At 64.0% G+C, this 16,803-nt stretch carries 18 protein-coding genes; 11 read left to right on the top strand and 7 right to left on the bottom strand.

Annotated features, from left to right (window positions below; genetic code table 11):
- Positions 1-4: 4 nt before the first annotated feature.
- The 9 genes from BN69_RS03445 to BN69_RS03405 all read left to right on the top strand — a co-directional run bounded on the left by BN69_RS03445 (position 5) and on the right by BN69_RS03405 (position 9,360).
- Positions 5-355, top strand: a complete 351-nt coding sequence (locus tag BN69_RS03445; protein WP_148277016.1) for a ribbon-helix-helix protein, CopG family — start codon at positions 5-7, stop codon at positions 353-355.
- Positions 356-491: 136 nt separating this feature from the next.
- Positions 492-956, top strand: coding sequence for a type II toxin-antitoxin system VapC family toxin (locus BN69_RS18350; RefSeq protein ID WP_014890159.1), 465 nt, complete (start codon positions 492-494; stop codon positions 954-956).
- A 28-nt stretch (positions 957-984) separates the two neighbouring features.
- Positions 985-1,905 carry a UDP-N-acetylmuramate dehydrogenase gene (gene murB / locus BN69_RS03435; RefSeq protein ID WP_014890158.1) on the top strand — a complete coding sequence of 307 codons (921 nt, stop codon included), beginning with the start codon at positions 985-987 and terminating at the stop codon, positions 1,903-1,905.
- Positions 1,906-2,214: 309 nt separating this feature from the next.
- Positions 2,215-3,138 carry a D-alanine--D-alanine ligase gene (locus tag BN69_RS03430; RefSeq protein WP_014890157.1) on the top strand — a complete coding sequence of 308 codons (924 nt, stop codon included), beginning with the start codon at positions 2,215-2,217 and terminating at the stop codon, positions 3,136-3,138.
- Between the two features lie 62 nt (positions 3,139-3,200).
- The gene (locus BN69_RS03425; RefSeq protein ID WP_148277015.1) at positions 3,201-4,118 is read left to right on the top strand and encodes a cell division protein FtsQ/DivIB; all 918 of its coding nucleotides are present in this window, start codon (positions 3,201-3,203) and stop codon (positions 4,116-4,118) included.
- A gap of 4 nt (positions 4,119-4,122) precedes the next feature.
- Positions 4,123-5,433 carry a cell division protein FtsA gene (ftsA, locus tag BN69_RS03420; protein ID WP_014890155.1) on the top strand — a complete coding sequence of 437 codons (1,311 nt, stop codon included), beginning with the start codon at positions 4,123-4,125 and terminating at the stop codon, positions 5,431-5,433.
- A 147-nt stretch (positions 5,434-5,580) separates the two neighbouring features.
- Positions 5,581-7,218: a cell division protein FtsZ gene (gene ftsZ / locus BN69_RS03415; RefSeq protein ID WP_014890154.1), complete on the top strand. Its 1,638-nt coding sequence runs from the start codon at positions 5,581-5,583 to the stop codon at positions 7,216-7,218.
- A 175-nt stretch (positions 7,219-7,393) separates the two neighbouring features.
- Positions 7,394-8,320, top strand: coding sequence for a UDP-3-O-acyl-N-acetylglucosamine deacetylase (gene lpxC / locus BN69_RS03410; RefSeq protein WP_041926781.1), 927 nt, complete (start codon positions 7,394-7,396; stop codon positions 8,318-8,320).
- Positions 8,321-8,475: 155 nt separating this feature from the next.
- The gene (locus tag BN69_RS03405; RefSeq protein WP_041926780.1) at positions 8,476-9,360 is read left to right on the top strand and encodes an outer membrane protein assembly factor BamD; all 885 of its coding nucleotides are present in this window, start codon (positions 8,476-8,478) and stop codon (positions 9,358-9,360) included.
- On the opposite strand, the gene BN69_RS03400 is transcribed toward BN69_RS03405, so the two are convergent.
- On the bottom strand, positions 9,357-10,253 hold the full coding sequence (locus BN69_RS03400) for an alpha/beta hydrolase (RefSeq protein WP_041927129.1): 897 nt from the start codon (positions 10,251-10,253) through the stop codon (positions 9,357-9,359). The two genes, BN69_RS03405 and BN69_RS03400, sit on opposite strands and share 4 nt — an antisense overlap.
- 113 nt (positions 10,254-10,366) lie before the next feature.
- Between BN69_RS03400 and recN the strand changes: the two genes are divergently transcribed.
- Entirely contained in the window at positions 10,367-12,046 is a 1,680-nt protein-coding gene (gene recN / locus BN69_RS03395) for a DNA repair protein RecN (protein WP_014890150.1), read from the top strand.
- Positions 12,047-12,218: 172 nt separating this feature from the next.
- Here recN and BN69_RS03390 read toward each other — a convergent pair whose 3' ends face one another.
- The 4 genes from BN69_RS03390 to BN69_RS19030 form a co-directional block, all read right to left on the bottom strand.
- Complete coding sequence (locus BN69_RS03390; RefSeq protein WP_014890149.1) at positions 12,219-12,848, bottom strand: MAE_28990/MAE_18760 family HEPN-like nuclease; 630 nt, start codon at positions 12,846-12,848, stop codon at positions 12,219-12,221.
- Positions 12,841-13,941, bottom strand: coding sequence for a DUF262 domain-containing protein (locus BN69_RS03385; RefSeq protein WP_041927128.1), 1,101 nt, complete (start codon positions 13,939-13,941; stop codon positions 12,841-12,843). The genes BN69_RS03390 and BN69_RS03385 overlap by 8 nt, the downstream gene beginning before the upstream one ends.
- 214 nt (positions 13,942-14,155) lie before the next feature.
- A complete protein-coding gene (locus tag BN69_RS20020; RefSeq protein ID WP_198408145.1) occupies positions 14,156-14,542 on the bottom strand; it encodes a type II toxin-antitoxin system RelE/ParE family toxin in 387 nt (128 codons plus the stop codon).
- The gene (locus BN69_RS19030) at positions 14,481-14,777 is read right to left on the bottom strand and encodes a CopG family ribbon-helix-helix protein (protein ID WP_148277014.1); all 297 of its coding nucleotides are present in this window, start codon (positions 14,775-14,777) and stop codon (positions 14,481-14,483) included. Before BN69_RS19030 ends, BN69_RS20020 begins: the two co-directional genes overlap by 62 nt.
- A gap of 114 nt (positions 14,778-14,891) precedes the next feature.
- Between BN69_RS19030 and BN69_RS03370 the strand changes: the two genes are divergently transcribed.
- Positions 14,892-15,764, top strand: a complete 873-nt coding sequence (locus BN69_RS03370; protein WP_014890145.1) for a chorismate mutase — start codon at positions 14,892-14,894, stop codon at positions 15,762-15,764.
- A gap of 6 nt (positions 15,765-15,770) precedes the next feature.
- Here the strand turns inward: BN69_RS03370 and BN69_RS03365 are convergent, their stop codons facing one another.
- On the bottom strand, positions 15,771-16,196 hold the full coding sequence (locus BN69_RS03365; protein ID WP_014890144.1) for a type II toxin-antitoxin system VapC family toxin: 426 nt from the start codon (positions 16,194-16,196) through the stop codon (positions 15,771-15,773).
- A complete protein-coding gene (locus tag BN69_RS18340; protein ID WP_014890143.1) occupies positions 16,193-16,702 on the bottom strand; it encodes a DUF7662 domain-containing protein in 510 nt (169 codons plus the stop codon). Before BN69_RS18340 ends, BN69_RS03365 begins: the two co-directional genes overlap by 4 nt.
- Between the last annotated feature and the right edge of the window lie 101 nt (positions 16,703-16,803).

Here is a 16,803-nt window from a genome sequence, read left to right as displayed (position 1 = left end):
TTATGTGGCGCAATTTGACTTCCGCAGGATTGTTACTACAATTGACTACATCGTAGTCAGCCCTATCTTCGTCATGAAACCTGCGCCATCCACGCCGACATCCGTTCGTCTGACCGACGAAACGCGCAAAATACTCGACGAGGCGGCGCGGCGCACGCGGCGCTCGCGTTCTTATCTCGTTGAGGAAACGCTGAAGCAATTTCTTCCGCGCATCGTGCAGAAGGAAACCCAGCCTTCGCCTCAGGAGCGCATTCGTCGCCTGAAGGAGCTTGAGGGCATAGGCTATCGGCTCGTCGGACCGCAATCCATTGAGGAGATCGACGCACGCATCCGTGAATTCCGCGGCGATGAATGAAACGAATTCCGCCTGATCCGTTCGCACGGACCTTGTCATTCCCGGCAGGCCGCAGGCCTGCCCGGGAATCCAGAGCCGATCCAGGAACGCTGGTCTTGCTCTGGATTCCCGATCGCGCGCGTTGCGCGCGTCGAGAATGACAGCCGAGCCATTCAAGCGGATGCCGTATGAAACGCTTCCGGTCGAAGGCGGGCGGGCCTATTTCGACTCAAACTCGGTCATCTATTTTATCGAAGCGAACCCGGCGTTTTATTCGAAAATATCCAGCCTCTGGTATGCCCTCATCGAACAAAACACGAGCTTTGTCACGAGTGAATTCTGCGTTGCGGAATGCTTTTACGGCGCGTTCAGACGTCAGAGTCAGGTGCTCGAAAACGGTTATGACCGCCTGTTCTTTGAGGAGAGGAGCTTCGACATTCGGCCCGTGGACCTCGAAACGCTCATTGGAGCGGCGCGCCTCGGCGCTGATCTCGGCCTAAGACTGATAGATGCGGTGCATTTTCGAACGGCGTTGACCGCGCAATGCGATATCTTCGTCACCAACGATCGCCGATTCCGCTCGGGCCACGGCCTGCGCGTCGTCCAAATCGCCGAGCTGTGACCTAGCGTCGATACGCCGAAAGCCGCACATGATCTTCCCCGACATTTCCGCCGACATCGCCGCCGCCATGCCGCAGTTGCGCGGGCGCATCACGGCCAATGAGCCGCTCGCGCCCTACACATGGTTTCGCGTCGGCGGGCCGGCGCAAATCCTGTTCATGCCGGCCGACGAAGCCGATCTCGCCTATTTCCTCGCCCGGCTGCCGCGAGAAACTCCCGTCACCGTCATCGGGCTTGGCTCTAACCTCATCGTGCGCGACGGCGGCGTCGAAGGCGTGGTCATTCGGCTTTCGGCCAAGGGATTCGGCGAGATCATCGTCGAAGAGGGCTGCAGGCTTCGAGTCGGCGCCGCGGTTCCCGACGTCAAGGCGGCGCGCGCCGCCGCCGACGCAGGCGTCGACGGACTCGCCTTCTATCGCGGCATCCCCGGCGCGATCGGCGGCGCATTGCGGATGAACGCCGGCGCCCATGGCGGCGAAACCAAGGACGCGCTGATCGAAGCGCGCGGCGTCGACCGCGCCGGCGACATCCATGTCTTCTCCAACGCCGATCTCGGCTATTCCTATCGCCATTGCTCCGCGCCGGATGATGTGATCTTCACCCAGGCGCTGTATCAGGGCCGTCCGGGCGATCCGGGGATGATCCTCGCCGAGATGGAGCGCATCACCGCGGCGCGCGAAGCCTCCCAGCCGATCAAGGAAAAAACCGGCGGCTCGACCTTTAAGAATCCGGACGGCCGCAAGGCGTGGCAGTTGATTGACGCGGCCGGGTGCCGCGGCCTTGTCGTCGGCGACGCCCAGGTCAGCGAAATGCACTGCAATTTTCTCATCAACCGCGGGCGCGCCACCGCCGCCGACATTGAGTCGCTCGGCGAAGAAGTGCGCCGGCGCGTGTATGAGACGAGCGGCGTCGAGCTGCATTGGGAGATCAAGCGGATCGGCGTCGCTTGAGATGAATGGCGCGAGAAGATTGCGTCCTCGCTGCTGAGATCTTAGCGTGGACGCTTGAGGAGATTCCCGCCGTGCCGCCTCGAAAAAAATCGCACAGATCATCGGACGCTACTGAAGCGGCGGCCACGTCGAAAAGCGGCGACGAGCTGGGACCGAAGGAGAGTCCTTCGGACGAAGATCGAGTTTCGCGAGCGTCAGGCGCGTTAAGCGACTCCCTCTGTCCTTTCGCCACGTTTACCGAATGAGCTTCGGAAGCCGACGAAGCCGCCTATTCGGATCTCTAGTTGGCATTTTTCAAGTCGAGAGCACATGACCAAGCACGTCGCCGTTCTGATGGGCGGACTTTCCGCCGAACGCGAAGTTTCCCTGCGCTCGGGCGAGGCCTGCGCGAAAGCCCTCGTAGAGCAGGGATTTCAAGTGTCCCGCGTCGATGCGGGGCATGACGTCGCGACTGTCCTTGCGGCGCTCAAACCGGACGTCGCCTTCAACGCGCTCCATGGCAGGTTCGGCGAGGACGGCTGCATTCAGGGCGTGCTGGAGCTGCTGCGCATCCCCTATACGCACTCCGGCGTGCTCGCCTCTTCGGTGGCGATGAAAAAGGACGTGGCCAAGACGGTCATGGCGGCTGCTGACGTTCCTGTTCCGAAAGGACGCCTCGTGCACAGGCTGGAGGCCGCGAAGGCGCATGCGCTGCCGCTTCCCTATGTGCTCAAGCCCATATCGGAAGGCTCCTCTTTCGGGGTGTTCATCATCAACGAGGGGCAGGAGCATCCGCCGCAGGAATTGTGGCGCGAGGATTGGGCGCATGGCGACATGATGCTCGCGGAGCAGTTCATCGCCGGGCGCGAACTCACCTGCGCCGTCATGAACGACAAGGCTCTCGACGTGATCGAAATTCTCGCCGCCGACGGCGGCTGGTACGATTATCACGCCAAATACGCCAAGGGCGGCTCGAAACACGTCCTTCCGGCGAATCTTAAACAGAATATTTACCAAGAGGTCCAACATTTGGCGCTTGAGGCTCACCGAGCTCTCGGCTGTCGCGGCGTAAGTCGCGCGGACTTCCGATACGACGACCGCCCCGGAGGTACGGGCGAGCTCGTCGTATTGGAGGTGAACACGCAGCCGGGAATGACGGAGACCTCGCTCGTGCCAGAAATGGCGGCAAACGCAGGTTTTTCATTCGGCGAGTTGGTCAGATGGATGGTGGAAGACGCATCCTGCGATCGTTAAGAGAGTCGTTTACGGCTCGGCACGCGCTCGTCCCCATCGTTCCCGCAGACGCCCCATACGCCTTGGCGACGGCGGCCGCTGCGACCGTCCCGCCGGCAGCCGTTCCCGCCGCCGCCGCGGTCGCGCCGCGCGCCTCTACGCGAAGAACCCGCGGCGAGCGACTCCTGTCGCGCCTCGCCTTGCTGGGCCGTCCCGGCGTCGGCGCTCTGGCGACGCTTGCGCTCTTCGCCGCGATCGGCGCGGCGGGATTCGTCGAGAACGGCGGCTATGCCGCTCTCGTCGCAAGCGAGGGCGAGCTCTACGACATAGCGGGGCGCGTCGCCGGCTTTCCGATTTCCGCCGTCACCATCACCGGTCAATCGCGTTTGACCGAACGCGAACTCCTCGACGCCGCAGGCGTCGGGCCGCGAAACTCCTTGCCCTTTCTCAATGCGACGGCGGTGCGCGACCGGCTGATGCAGGTCCCCCTCGTCAAATCCGCGCGGGTGATGAAGCTCTACCCCGATCGTCTGGTCATCGCGATCGAGGAGCGGCAGCCAAGCGCCTTGTGGCAGCGCGACGGACGCGTCGCCGTCATTTCGGAAGACGGGGTGCCGATCGATGAATTGCGCGACCAGCGCTATCTCGGTCTGCCGTTCGTCGTCGGCGAGGGCGCGCAGAAACGGCTGCTCGAATTTCTCATGCTGATGACGAAGGCCGGCGATCTTGCGCATCGGATCAAGGCTGGCGTGTTCGTCGCGGGACGCCGCTGGAACTTCGAGATGACGAACGGCGTCACGGTGAAACTGCCGGAGATTGATCCGGGCGGCGCGCTGGAGACGCTCGCGCGGCTGCAGCGAGAGGCGCGGATCCTCGACAAGGACGTCATGTTCATCGACTTGCGCATTCCCGACCGCGTCAGCGTCAGGCTGACGGAAGAGGCCGCAGCGGCGCGCGAAGCGCAGCTTGCGCCGCACAAGTCGACCAAGAGTGGTGGTTAGCAGCATGATTTCCCCTGGTGTCCCACCGCGCATGAAGCCGCTCTCGCCGCGTCGCTCGGCGACTTTCGCGGCGCTTGACGTCGGCACGTCCAAGATCGCCTGCCTGATCGCGCGGCTCACGCCGCTCGGCGCGGTCGCGCCCGGCGATTGGCGCACGCATCGCGTTCGCGTCGTCGGCATTGGCCATCAACGCTCTCTGGGCGTGAAGAACGGCCTCGTGGTCGACATGGACGCCGCCGACGCCGCGATCCGGCAGACCGTGGACGCCGCCGAGCGCATGGCCGGCATGCAGGTGGAGCGCGTCATTGTCACGGCGTCGGGCGGCCGACTGTCTTCGCAGCATTTTCATGCGAAACGCGTCATCGGCGGCCGCGAAGTCGCCGAACACGACATTCATCGGGTTCTCGAGGCCTCGGCCGCGCATCATCTCAACCGCGGCCGCGTCGCCGTGCATTCGCTGCCGACGGGCTTTTCGCTCGACGGCGTGTCCGGCATCCGAGAACCCAAGGACATGATCGGCGAAGAGCTCGCGGTCGATCTCCACGTCGCGACCTGGGATCAGGCCGCCGCGCGTAATCTTCTCCTCGCCGTCGAGCGCAGCCATCTCAACGTCGAAGCCATGGCCGCCGCGCCATATGTCGCCGGACTCTCCACGCTCGAGCCCGACGAGGCCGAGATGGGCGTCGTGGTCGTCGACATGGGCGCCGGATCGACGTCCGTGGCCGTCTTCGCCCGGGGCGAGATGATTCACCTTGACGCCGTCACGCTTGGCGGCGGCCACGTCACGATGGACATCGCGCGCGGACTCGACGCGCGGCTCTCCGACGCGGAGCGGCTGAAGACCTTTCACGGCTCGGCGATCGCGTCGACCTCCGACGAGCGCGAAACCATTTCCTTCGATCACGTCGGCGAGAGCGATCACAAGGCGCATGCGCCCAAATCGCATCTCGTGCGCATCATCCGCCCGCGAATCGAGGAAACGCTGGAGTTCCTGCGCGATCGCTTGGCGAAGGCCGGCCACCCGAGCGGTCCCGGCCGCCGCATCGTGCTGACGGGCGGCGCGAGCCAGCTCACCGGCGTCGCCGAGGCGGCGCGTCGCATTCTCGGCGGCCAGGTTCGGGTCGGACGGCCGATCGGCGTCGAAGGCTTGCCGGATTCGTCGAGGAGCCCCGCCTTCGCGGCCGCGGCCGGGCTGCTCGTTTATCCGCAAGTCGCCGCGCATGAGTATTTCGAGCCGCGCCGGGTCGAGCGCGCGGCGACGGGAACTGACGGATACATCTCGCGTGTAGGGAGATGGTTAAGAGAAAGCTTCTAGTATCGCGTGAAAGTGATTCTTTCGACCCGGCGCGCCGTTCGACGCGCCGAGCATGATTGCCAAGGACGACGCGTTCGGCGACCGGGCGTCCAGGGGCGAAGGACAACGGGCGCCGAGTTGTGAACGCATTGGTGAGAGGCCTGGCAGATGACGATCAACCTTAAAGCTCCCGAACTCAGGGAATTGAAGCCCCGCATCATGGTTTGCGGCGTCGGCGGCGGCGGCTGCAACGCCGTCAACAATATGATCACCTCTGGTCTGTCGGGCGTCGATTTCCTTGTCGCCAATACAGACGCGCAGGCGCTCGCCTCATCGCAGGCCGAGCGAATCATTCAGATGGGCCTGCAGGTGACGGAAGGACTGGGCGCCGGCGCTCAGCCAGAAGTCGGCCGCGCCGCTGCGGAAGAAGCGCGCGAAGAAATTCGCGAGCATCTCTCCGGCGCGCATATGTGCTTCGTCACCGCCGGGATGGGCGGCGGCACCGGCACGGGCGCCGCGCCGGTGATCGCGCAGATCGCGCGCGAAATGGGCATTCTCACCGTCGGCGTCGTCACGAAGCCCTTCCATTTCGAGGGTCAGCGTCGCCTGCGCATCGCCGAATCGGGCATCTCCGAACTGCAAAAATGCGTCGATACGCTGATCGTCATCCCGAATCAGAATCTCTTCCGCATCGCCACGGAGAAGACGACCTTCGCCGACGCCTTCGCGATGGCGGATCAGGTTCTCTATTCGGGCGTGGCGTCAGTGACCGATCTGATGGTCAAGGAAGGCCTGATCAACCTCGATTTCGCCGACGTCCGCTCGATCATGCGCGGCATGGGCAAGGCGATGATGGGCACCGGCGAAGCCACGGGCGAAAATCGCGCCAATCTCGCCGCGGAAGCCGCGATCGCCAATCCGCTGCTTGACGAAGTGTCGATGAAGGGCGCGCGCGGCCTGCTGATCTCGATCACCGGCGGCCACGATCTGACGCTCTATGAAGTCGACGAGGCGGCGAGCCGCATTCGCCAGGAGGTCGACGAGGACGCCAACATCATTTTGGGCGCGACATTCGATTCGTCGCTTGAAGGCGTGGTGCGCGTCTCCGTCGTCGCGACGGGCATCGACCTGACCGCAATCACGGCCGATGATCCGACGAGCGAATCGCGTCTCGCCGAGGCCGCCGAGCGTCTGCGCGCCCAATTGCAGCAGGCGCGCGCCCAGCAGGCCGCGCCGGCCGTCGAGGCCGCGCCGGTCCTGCGTCATCGCGAAGAGCCGCAGGCCGCAGCGGGCTATTATTCGGAGCAGGCGCCGGCGCATGGCGTCTACCTCGAGCCGGCGCCGCCGCGTCTCGCCTATGGCGAGCCGAGGTTCGAAGCCGAGCGCCACGACGCGCCGGCCGGCGCCTATGTGCCGCCGGCCCCGGAGCAGCCGCGCGCGCCGCGCATGCCTCAGATCGAGGATTTTCCGCAGCCCATCCAGGAACAGCTGCGTCAGCAGATGGGCGCCGGCGATCCTCGCCGCAAATCGATTTTCGAGCGCCTCGCCTCCTTCGGGGCGAGCCGTCAGGAAGATTCGATGCATGGCGCGCCCGCGGCGCCGGCCCCGCGCCCGCACATGGCTCCCCCAGGCCAGCCTTCGGCGACGCACGCCGAATATGGCAAGCGGCCGGTCGCGCCGGCGCCGGTTGTTCCCGGCGGACATGCCGCGCTCGATTCGCATGGTCGTCGCGCCCTGCAGCCGCGCCCGTCCGAGGAGGATCATCTGGAGATCCCGGCCTTTCTGCGCCGCCAGGCCAACCACTGAGAGGCTCGACAATCGGCGAAAGGCCCGCTTCGCGCGGGCCTTTTCATTTTGGCTGCAGGGGTTTGTAACAAATTGTAAGAAAGCGTGACTGGAGCGTCGGCGCCCGGATTTGCTATCGTTCGTCCGGGCTTTAGGGGAGGGTTGCGCCATTCGTTCGGATTCACGCCGACATGCGTTGCGCGCGCGCCGCGCTGCGCTACCCGGAAGCGCGGCCGCGCCGGCGGTTCAGCAGACACTCGCACGAAGCTTCACGTTAACCGGCCAGGGCGTGCACGGCGGTCGTCCCGCCAGCATGACGCTCGCGCCGGCCGGCGCTGACGTGGGGATTGTTTTCAGCGTCGCCGGAGCCGAGATCGACGCGCACTGGTCGCGCGTCGACGCGTCGACATTGCGCACACGGCTCGCCGGCGACGGCGCAAGCGTGTCGACGGTCGAGCATGTGATGGCCGCGCTTGCCGCGCTTCGCGTCGACAATGCGCTGGTTGCGATCGACGGCGACGAGGTTCCGGCGATGGACGGCTCGGCCCGCGACTTCGTCTCGGCGATCGACGAGGCCGGCGTCGTCACGCTACCCGCGCCGCGCCGCGCGTTGCGCGTCGTAAAGCCCGCACGCATATCCGACGGGGCCGGCTGGGCGGAGCTGCGGCCAGCGGAAGCCGGCCTTCATCTGGATGTGGAAATCGCCTTCCCCTGTCCAGTCGGACGCCAGCGCTTGGCGCTTGATCTGACGCCGGAGACGTTTCGGCGCGAATTGGCCGGGGCTCGCAGTTTCGGATTCATGCGCGATGCGGAGCGGCTTTGGCGTGAAGGTCTGGCGCTTGGCGCCAATCTCGACAATACGCTGGTCTTTGACGCGCGCGCCGCGATCAATCCGCAGGGGGAGCGATTCGCCGACGAATGCGTGCGTCACAAGATGCTCGACGTCGTCGGCGATCTGGCGCTGGCCGGGGCGCCGATCATCGGCGCCTTCCGCTCCTATCGCGGCGGGCATCGTCTTAATCTCGCGCTGCTCGAAGCTGCGGCGCGCGCGGGCGCCCTGGCGCTCGAACTCGACGCGCGTAACGAAGGCATGAGCGCGACAGGCCGTAGCCTGTCGCCATAATCTCGCCAGATGAAGGTTCTTCTTTCAGCCGACCGCAAAGGCGGAATCGGCGCGCCGCTGCGCGCCGTTGGGCAGGGCAGGGGCGTCCTGCGACGCCATTTGGCTGATTGAGCTTAGAGGCGCCGGGACCGCGCAGCGCCGCAATGGGGCAACACATGTCGGTTTTCGTTCGTTCATTCAAAGTGTTGGCTTTGGCGTCGGCCTTGTCGATAGGCGCAGCGCCGGCGCGCGCCGACCTCATGGACTCGATCACCAGCGGTTTTGGTCTCTTCGGCAGCGGCGGGACGAAATATCAGACGGAGATCACGCCCGACATTCCGGCCGAGGATTTCTATAACGCCGGTCTGGCGCGGCTGAAGGTCAAGGACTACGAGGGCGCGGCCAAGAAATTTGGCGAATTGGAAAAGCAATATCCCTCATCGGACTGGGCCCGCAAAGGCCTGCTGATGACGACCTTCGCTCAATACGAGCATCCCAAATATGACGACGCCGTGCAGTCGGCGATGCGTTACATCGGCCTTTATCCGAATTCCCCCGATACGCCCTATGTCTATTATATCGCGGGCATGTCCTTCTATAATCAGGTGCCCGACGTCATGCGCGATCAGCAGTCGGCGGAGAAGGCGCTGGAGGTTTTCACGCAGCTCGTCCAGAAATTCCCGAAGTCGGAATATGTGAACGACGCCAAATACAAGATCCAGGTGACGCGCGACCAGCTCGCCGCCAAGGAGATGAACGTCGGGCGCTTCTATCTGCTGCGCAAGAACTACCCCGCCGCGATCAACCGTTTCCACGACGTTCTCGGCAAGTATCAGATGACGCGCCATACCGAAGAGGCGCTCTATCGTCTCACTGAAGCCTATCTGGCGATGGGCGTCACCAACGAAGCGCAGACCGCCGCCGCCATCCTGGGGCATAATTACCCGGATTCGCAGTGGTATAAGGACGCTCACGCGCTGCTGAAAACCGACGGTCTCGAGCCGCACGAATACACAGATTCATGGCTCTCCAAGATCGGCAAGACGCTGCACGCGATCTAGCCGTCTTCTAAAAAGCGCGCCTGCATAAAAGCGCCGGCTTGCGCAAGCGCGCGCCGGCCGTCCTCCAGCCTTGCATTCCATAAGGGCCACGCGTGGATCATGCGCGGCCAAATCTCCAGCGTGACCGAGACGTCGGCGGCGCCGGCCGCCGCGGCGAGTCGCGTCGAATCGGCGAGCAGCGTTTCGTTCGAGCCCACCTGGATCATGAGCGGCGGCAAGCCGCTCAGCTCGCCGAAAAGCGGCGAGATGCGCGGGTCACGGCGATCGACCTCGGCCGGGACATAGGCCCGCGCGAGCTCCTCGAGATAGGCCTTATGCAGCAGCGGATCGACGCCGTCCTTGGTCGCCAGCGTTTCGCCGGAGAGCGTGAGGTCGGTCCAAGGCGAGACGAGCCAGGCGCAGGCGGGGAGCGCCTCCTCGAGGTCGCGCAGCCGCATCAGCAGGGCAAGCGTCAGGCCGGCGCCGGCGCTGTCGCCGCCGACCGCGATCTGACGCGCGGCGAACCCCTGTTCCCGAAGAAACCGCCAAGCCGCGAGCGCGTCGTCATAGGCTGCGGGAAAAGGATGCTCGGGCGCCAATCTGAAGGCGACGGCGAGCGCGCGGGCGCGCGCGGCGCGTCCGGCTTCAGTGGCCATCCGGCGGTGGCTGAGGATCGAGCCGGAGCAATAGCCGCCGCCGTGGAAGAACAGCAGCGCCCGCGCGGGGTCGCTGGTTGGCGCGCAAGACCATTCGGCGGCCATGCCGTCGATCGAAACCGGCTCAAACGAAATGTCGGGCGCCGCCGGCCAAGCGGCGCCGACTTCCTCGATGCGGGCGCGCCGCGCCGGCCAGCCGATGGGTCGCGGTTTTGCGCTCAGCAGCGCGCGAATGTCGTCGATGCCAAGATCGGCCATAAAAATCTCCGTTTGGAAAAGGGCGCTGGCGACTATAATCGAGGGCCGTCCGCGCGTCGCCGGCGCGCGGCTTCCGGCGCATGTGCGCGCCCAGGGCATTTGAGCGAAGCCTCATGCTGGTCCGTCTTTCCATTCGCGACATCGTGCTGATCGACGCGCTCGACCTGGAGTTCGCGCCGGGCCTGACGACGCTCACGGGAGAGACCGGGGCGGGTAAGTCGATCCTGCTCGACGCCTTCGTGCTGGCGCTCGGAGGGCGGGGCGACGCGTCGCTCGTGCGCGCCGGCTGCGAACAGGGCCAGGTGACGGCGGCGTTCGATACGCCGGCGAATCACCCCGCGCATCTCGCGGCGCGTGAATTCGGCCTCGCGAGCGAGGACGAGCTGGTGTTGCGCCGCGTGCAGGCGGCGGACGGCCGCACCCGAGCTTTTGTGAACGATCAGCCGGCGACGGCGCAGGCGCTGCGCGCCATTGGGCGCGAACTCGTCGAAATTCACTGTCAGCATGACGAACGCGCGCTGGTCGATCCGAATGCGCATCGCGCGCTCGTCGACGCGCATGGCGGCCTTATCGCGCAGGCGAATGACGTGCGCGCGCGCTATGGCGCGTGGCAGGCGGCGCGCCGCGCGCTTGTTGAAGAAGAAGCGCGCATCGCCAAGGCGCGCGCCGACGCCGACTATCTGCGCCATGCGCACGCCGAGCTTTCGGAACTCGCGCCGCAAGAGGGCGAGGAAGAGACGCTCGCCGAGCGTCGGCTCTTCATGCAGCGCGCCGAGAAGGTCGCCGCGGACATTTCCGACGCGCTCTCGGCTTTCGCGAATGACGGATCGCCGGCGCGGGAAATCGCTCAGGCGGCGCGGCGATTGGAGCGGCGTCTGACGCAGGCGCCGCAACTGCTGGACGCGCCGGCGCGCGCCTTGACGCAGGCTGTCGACGCCTTGGGTCTCGCCGAGGAAGCGCTGGAGCGCGCGCTCGCTGAGACGAAATTCGATCCGGCGGAATTGGAGCGCGTCGAGGAGCGGCTGTTCGCGCTGCGCGGCGCCGCGCGCAAGCATCAGGTCGCGGTCGCCGACCTTGCGAAGCTTGAAGAGAAATTCGCCGACGATCTTGCGGCGCTTGACGCAAGTGAAGCGCGGCTGCTCGCCCTTGAGCGCGCGCTCGCCGACGCGAAGCGGAATTTCGACGAAGCCGCCTTGGCGCTCTCGCTCGCGCGCCGCGCAGCGGCGAAGAAACTCGATGCGCTGGTCGACGCCGAGTTGAAGCCGTTGCGGTTGGAGGGCGCGCATTTCACGACGCAAGTGACGAGCGACGTCGAGTCCGCCGGGCCGGAAGGAATCGATCGCGTCGAATTCTGGGTGCAGACCAATCCGGGCTCGCGCCCGGGACCGTTGACGAAAGTCGCGTCGGGCGGCGAACTCGCGCGCTTCATGCTGGCGCTAAAGGTCGTGCTCGCCGATCGCGGCTCGGCGCCGACGCTCGTCTTCGACGAGATCGACACGGGGGTCGGCGGCGCCGTCGCCGACGCCATCGGTCAGAGGCTGGCGCGTCTCGCCGCGCGCGCGCAGGTGCTGGCCGTCACCCATGCGCCGCAGGTCGCCGCGCGCGCCGGCCAGCATCTGCGCATCAGCAAGGGCGCGCCGGCGAAGACCGGCAAGGACAAGCGCGTCGCGACCAGCGTCGCGGTGCTGGCCGAGGGCGAACGGCGCGAGGAGATCGCCCGCATGCTGTCGGGCGCCGCCATCACCGAGGAGGCGCGCGCCGCCGCGGCGCGGTTGTTGGAGGGGGCGGGGTAGGGCTGGCCCGCCCTGTCGGGGCGGCACCTCCGTTTGAATCACGGCCTTGGGGGAAAGCGGAGACTTTTGGCTGGCAGGCGGGATGGCCAGTTTGCGCCAAAAGCAGCCATTAACCTAGGCGGCCAGAGACGGCAAAGTAGTGGCCGGACGGCAGTGAGTCGACACCCTGCGGCTAAATTCTTTCCAGCATCGCATACTGGAATTGATCGGCAATCAGTATCAGAAGTGAAGATGCGAAATTGATGTGAGCCTCGACGTTCATCGTCGTCAGGTTCGGAGAGTCCCCATGGGCCACGGCGTGCCGCCAACCTACCAGTTCCTTGTCCAGTCGGTTTCGGACCTTCTGCATCGTTGACAGATCAAAATTGAGAAGGCCGTAATTCCCCGACAACCTGGCAAAATCCAGATTTGAACGAGCCTCGACAATTTTCCCATTGACTGCGTCGAACCCGCAGTCGATGCGGGTCTGCAGATTCTTCACGAAGGATAGACGGGACTCAAGCGAATGGTTTCGGTCTCGTAGGCTTTCGAAATCGGTATCAAACGCGCCGACCAATAGCATCCAGTCTCGGTCGCGTACCTTTCCTCCTTTCTGGGTAAGAAACCTGATGTACGCGCGAGCGCATTCGTTGTAGAAGCCTTCCCAGTTGGCGTAAGCGAGAACGACCACGGCCTTCGATGCAACTCCGTAGACGTCGTTCGTGACCAGCTGTCCGAATGATCTCTTGATCTCGGACAGCTCCTTCGCGCGGCGCACCCTGGCGGTGTCGATCTCGTCAAAAAATTCGTCCGGTTTAGGCATTGGGATTGAACCACTGCGCCCCGAACGGAATTGTCCGCTGCAATCTGACGGTCCCTCGGAGCCCGGATGCACTCATCTCGGCGACCTGGCGCTCCCGCCAGAAGCCTTCGATCCTGTCCTTTACAAACTGGTCAGGGTTCGCGTGAACCACTATCGCAGCCTTATTTCTCGCGACCCCCACTGCGATTGCCTCGAGCGCTCGCAGCGAGAACCGCCTAGCAATGCCCTCCTCAGCGCCTTGCGGGGGCATCAAAGCTCTGTCGCCAAGAATCCTATGAAGAGTTTCTAGGGTCCAAGTGATTGTTTGCATCACTTCGTCGCAATCTCTATCCGTCAGGATTTCAACTATTGCGGCGTCAAGAAACTCCTGCACGTCCAAGCTGCGGTCATAGTCGACGAACGTATGTACAATCATTCGCACAATGTACTCGACGTCCCGCTGAACCGCCTTCTGTTCGGAGGTGATCTGAAAGATGCCAGCCACGTCGTTCCGCTGGGCGACTTGACGGATGGCCTGAGTGAACTCGGCATTCGCCAAGACCATCGAGCAGGTCCTCACTTCCTGCTCGTTTGCGTACGCTCCGCCCCGATTGAGGCGCTGGAAAAGATCGAACTTGGTCTTTGGGTCGCTGGGGTGCTTGAGTATCTGGAAATCCAGTCGCGCTCTGCGGAAGAACAGCTGGAGGGCCTTGTCGATCTGTATCTCGCCTTCTGCCTTCTGCTCCCAAACCATGCCTTGGAGTGACCTCAGATACTTAGTCTTTTGAAGCCGGGATCGAAGAATTTCGCCAGAGTCGACATCCCTCAAAACTCCCATGAACTCTAGCAACGTGGAGATCCGCTGAAGCCCATCGATCAGCTCCCAAGTGCCATCCTCTTTTTCGTAAACAAATACCGGAGGGATGGGTATGCCTATTAATATGGATTCGACAAAACTGGACTTGCGTTCGTTTGTCCACCGGAACAGTCTTTGAAAGTCAGGCAAAATATTCAGTTCACTGGAAGTGTACATGTTGCTCACTTCTCCGATGGTGATCTGAACGGTGTCTGTATTCACCGCGCGCTTTGCTGCATCGATTTCGTCTTTGAGCATTCGAGGTCTCACAAATCTTGTTTTAAGTAACTGTATGGCTTTGTAGCCGATCCGGGAAGTCTGGGTTTGCTGGAAAACCAATTAACGTCCGCAAGTCGCGGTTTGCGCTCAGCTGGCCGAGAGCACAGTGAAGACAGGAAGGTCCGTCAAGGGTCAAATCAAGCCCTTCATCATCCGCTCAGCGGGGCGACTGCTGCGGGCCGCAAGCCGAAATTCAAACCGATGACCCACCGCCTTTTGGAAGGCGCAGGCTGACCTCACAGCGACTCCGGCCAGCGACGCGCCCCATGATAGATGCGCAATATCTGAAGCGCGTTTCCTTGACGCGATAAGGAACGATGTAAGGCGTCTTGTCGATGACGAATTCGCGCGTTCCAGGCACGCGGCCGGGGCGGCCGATAGGCGGATTCTCCGCAAGAGGCGTCCCGATCATTTCGAGAAGGTGAAGGGCGACGCGTCGCGCAGCCGCGGGATTGTCCCGTGAAATTTGTGCGCGTAGGGCGGCGAGATCGTCGATCGCCTCGGCGCCCAGATTATCTTCAAGGTCGACGCGTTTCGTCAGGCGTTTCCCAGCTCTCGATCCAATGGCGCACGTCTTCATGTTCAACGCCGCCGCCGCGATCGAGAGAGCCCAGGGCTTGGCGAATTCCGGCGACTTGCCACTCGTTGGCGTCGACACATTCGGCGATGGCCTCGGCCGTGAGAAAGGAGCGGCGGCGGCCCGTGCTCGCCGCGAGGCTGGCGAGCCGTTTCTTGATCTCGGGACCGACCCGCACGGTGAAGGTCTCGGATGTTTCGCGCTTTGTGCGCTTGATCTTTGCAGCCGGTGATTGCATGTACACAGCATAATACACCGCCTGTCGGCGACAATCGTCGTTCAGCAATATCCGGGAGGACGGCGGATCGCCTTTCGTTGCCTCCCGTCCCGCGCTGGCCTAAGAGAGTGCGCCATGCAGAATGCGCCTTTGCTCATGCCCGCCGCGGACACGCTTGCCGAATTGCGCGACGAGATCGATCGGATCGATCGCGACATGCATCGGCTGTTGATGGAGCGCGGCGAGATCATCGACCGGCTGATCGCCGTGAAGCGCGCGCAGGGCGTCGGCTGCGCCTTCAGGCCCGATCGCGAGGCGCAGATGATGCGCGCGCTGGTCGAGCGTCATCAGGGGCTCCTGCCGCTCGACGCCGTCGAAGGCGTTTGGCGCGTCATCGTCTCGACCTTCACCTATGTGCAGGCGAATTATTCGGTGCATGCCGATGATTCCGGCGGCGACGCGCAGATGCGCGATTCGGCGCGCTTCCACTTCGGCTTCACCGTTCCCTATGTCGCGCATCACGGCGCCGGCGCGGTGATCGACGCGGTCGCCGCGTCGACCGGCGATCTGGGGATCTTGCGCGCGACCGGCGGGCTGTCGGATGGCGCCTGGTGGATGCGCCTCGTTGGCGAAGGCGCCCCCAAGATCATCGCGCGCCTGCCTTTCGTCGAGCGGCCCAATCATCCCGCGGGTCTGCCGATGTTCGTCGTCGCGCGGCTCCCGGCCGAGGCCATGGCGCATGGCGTGACGCTTTATGCGGTCGGCCTCGCGCGCTGGACGCATGCGCTGCCCGCCGCTTTCCAGACGCTCAAAGGCGAAATCCTCGCGAGCGCGCCCCATCCGGAAGGGCTCGCGCTGCTTGTCGCCGCCGCCGGCGACGCCGACGCCCAGTCCTTCGCCAAAGCATTGGCCGAGGCGGGGGTGGAGGGCGCGCGCGTCGACGTGATCGGCAGCCATGCGATGCGCTTCCAGCTTAACGACGCGCGCAGCGGCGTCTTCGCGCCCTAACTCGGCCTAGGCCTCGCCTGGACCGGCGAAAGGATCCAGGACCTGTGCGCCCGTGACCGCGACGTCGCGTATATTGCGCGTCACGAGAACGAGTCCGCGCGCCAGAGCCGTCGCCGCCATCAGGCCGTCGACGAAGGGCAGGGGATTGGGAATGTTCAGCCGCGCCCAGCAATCAGCGACGGCTTCGTCGACCGGAAGGACGCGGTCTTCCAATTTATCGCGCATGCGTGCGAACCACGCGTCGAGCCTCTCCGCCTGCGCCGGGTCTTTCAGTCGCTTCAACTCGACGCCACGGCGAATCTCGGCGAGCACGAGGACGCTCGTTGCAAGATCGCGCGGGTCGATGGACTGCGCCCAGGCGACGACGTTGGGATGCGCGCGCGTTCCTTTCCGCAGTTCCGAGATGACGTTCGTGTCGAGCAGAAATTTCATAGATCGATCTCGCGCCAGCCGCTTTCACGTCTCTGCGGGAAGACTCCTTCGAACGTGTCGTCTGGCAGGTCGGACGCAAAAATATCGAGAACGGATTCGGTCTTTGGCGTCGCTAGCGCGGCGATGATCGCGCGGCGAAGCTTCTGCGCTTGATGTTCGTCATCGCCGCGCAGAACTTCCAGCACTCGCTGGACGAGCGCGAGATCGTCCGGCGGTTGCGGCGAAGGAGCCGTCGGCGGCGTGTCGGGATCGGGCGCGGCGGCGCCTGTGCGTTCGAATGTCAGGCGCTCGCTTTCCATATCCACGTCGCGCGTGCGGTAACCGGCGCTCAGCCACGCCTTCGTCATCACATTATTCGAGCCGTTGTTCGACCACCAAGCCCGATGCTGGCGCGCTGAGGAGGGAAGCTCGAAGCCGAGAATCTTCTCGAGATCGCGAAAACTGCAGCTGACCTCGCGATAAGGCTGCTTGCGCAAATAGACGGTCAGGGATTCGTATTTGGACATGGCTTCCTCCTTCGAACAGTATGTGTTTAATATACACACACACTGTTTGTAAAGACTCTCAGCCCGTCCTCGAAAGGCTTTGCGCGCGATGCGCCAAGGAT

The sequence above is a fragment of the Methylocystis sp. SC2 genome (assembly GCF_000304315.1).
GTDB lineage: Bacteria > Pseudomonadota > Alphaproteobacteria > Rhizobiales > Beijerinckiaceae > Methylocystis.
Note: the sequence above shows the minus strand (reverse complement) of the source record. Positions and strands in the feature narration are given on the sequence as shown.

Coding starts and splice junctions, on each gene's coding strand:
- BN69_RS18350 (WP_014890159.1), top strand. CDS start 492: ATGACAGCCGAGCCATTCAAGCGGATGCCGTATGAAACGCTTCCGGTC.
- murB (WP_014890158.1), top strand. CDS start 985: ATGATCTTCCCCGACATTTCCGCCGACATCGCCGCCGCCATGCCGCAG.
- BN69_RS03430 (WP_014890157.1), top strand. CDS start 2,215: ATGACCAAGCACGTCGCCGTTCTGATGGGCGGACTTTCCGCCGAACGC.
- ftsA (WP_014890155.1), top strand. CDS start 4,123: ATGATTTCCCCTGGTGTCCCACCGCGCATGAAGCCGCTCTCGCCGCGT.
- ftsZ (WP_014890154.1), top strand. CDS start 5,581: ATGACGATCAACCTTAAAGCTCCCGAACTCAGGGAATTGAAGCCCCGC.
- BN69_RS03405 (WP_041926780.1), top strand. CDS start 8,476: ATGTCGGTTTTCGTTCGTTCATTCAAAGTGTTGGCTTTGGCGTCGGCC.
- BN69_RS03400 (WP_041927129.1), bottom strand. CDS start 10,253: ATGGCCGATCTTGGCATCGACGACATTCGCGCGCTGCTGAGCGCAAAA.
- recN (WP_014890150.1), top strand. CDS start 10,367: ATGCTGGTCCGTCTTTCCATTCGCGACATCGTGCTGATCGACGCGCTC.
- BN69_RS03390 (WP_014890149.1), bottom strand. CDS start 12,848: ATGCCTAAACCGGACGAATTTTTTGACGAGATCGACACCGCCAGGGTG.
- BN69_RS03385 (WP_041927128.1), bottom strand. CDS start 13,941: ATGCTCAAAGACGAAATCGATGCAGCAAAGCGCGCGGTGAATACAGAC.
- BN69_RS20020 (WP_198408145.1), bottom strand. CDS start 14,542: ATGAAGACGTGCGCCATTGGATCGAGAGCTGGGAAACGCCTGACGAAA.
- BN69_RS19030 (WP_148277014.1), bottom strand. CDS start 14,777: ATGCAATCACCGGCTGCAAAGATCAAGCGCACAAAGCGCGAAACATCC.
- BN69_RS03370 (WP_014890145.1), top strand. CDS start 14,892: ATGCAGAATGCGCCTTTGCTCATGCCCGCCGCGGACACGCTTGCCGAA.
- BN69_RS03365 (WP_014890144.1), bottom strand. CDS start 16,196: ATGAAATTTCTGCTCGACACGAACGTCATCTCGGAACTGCGGAAAGGA.
- BN69_RS18340 (WP_014890143.1), bottom strand. CDS start 16,702: ATGTCCAAATACGAATCCCTGACCGTCTATTTGCGCAAGCAGCCTTAT.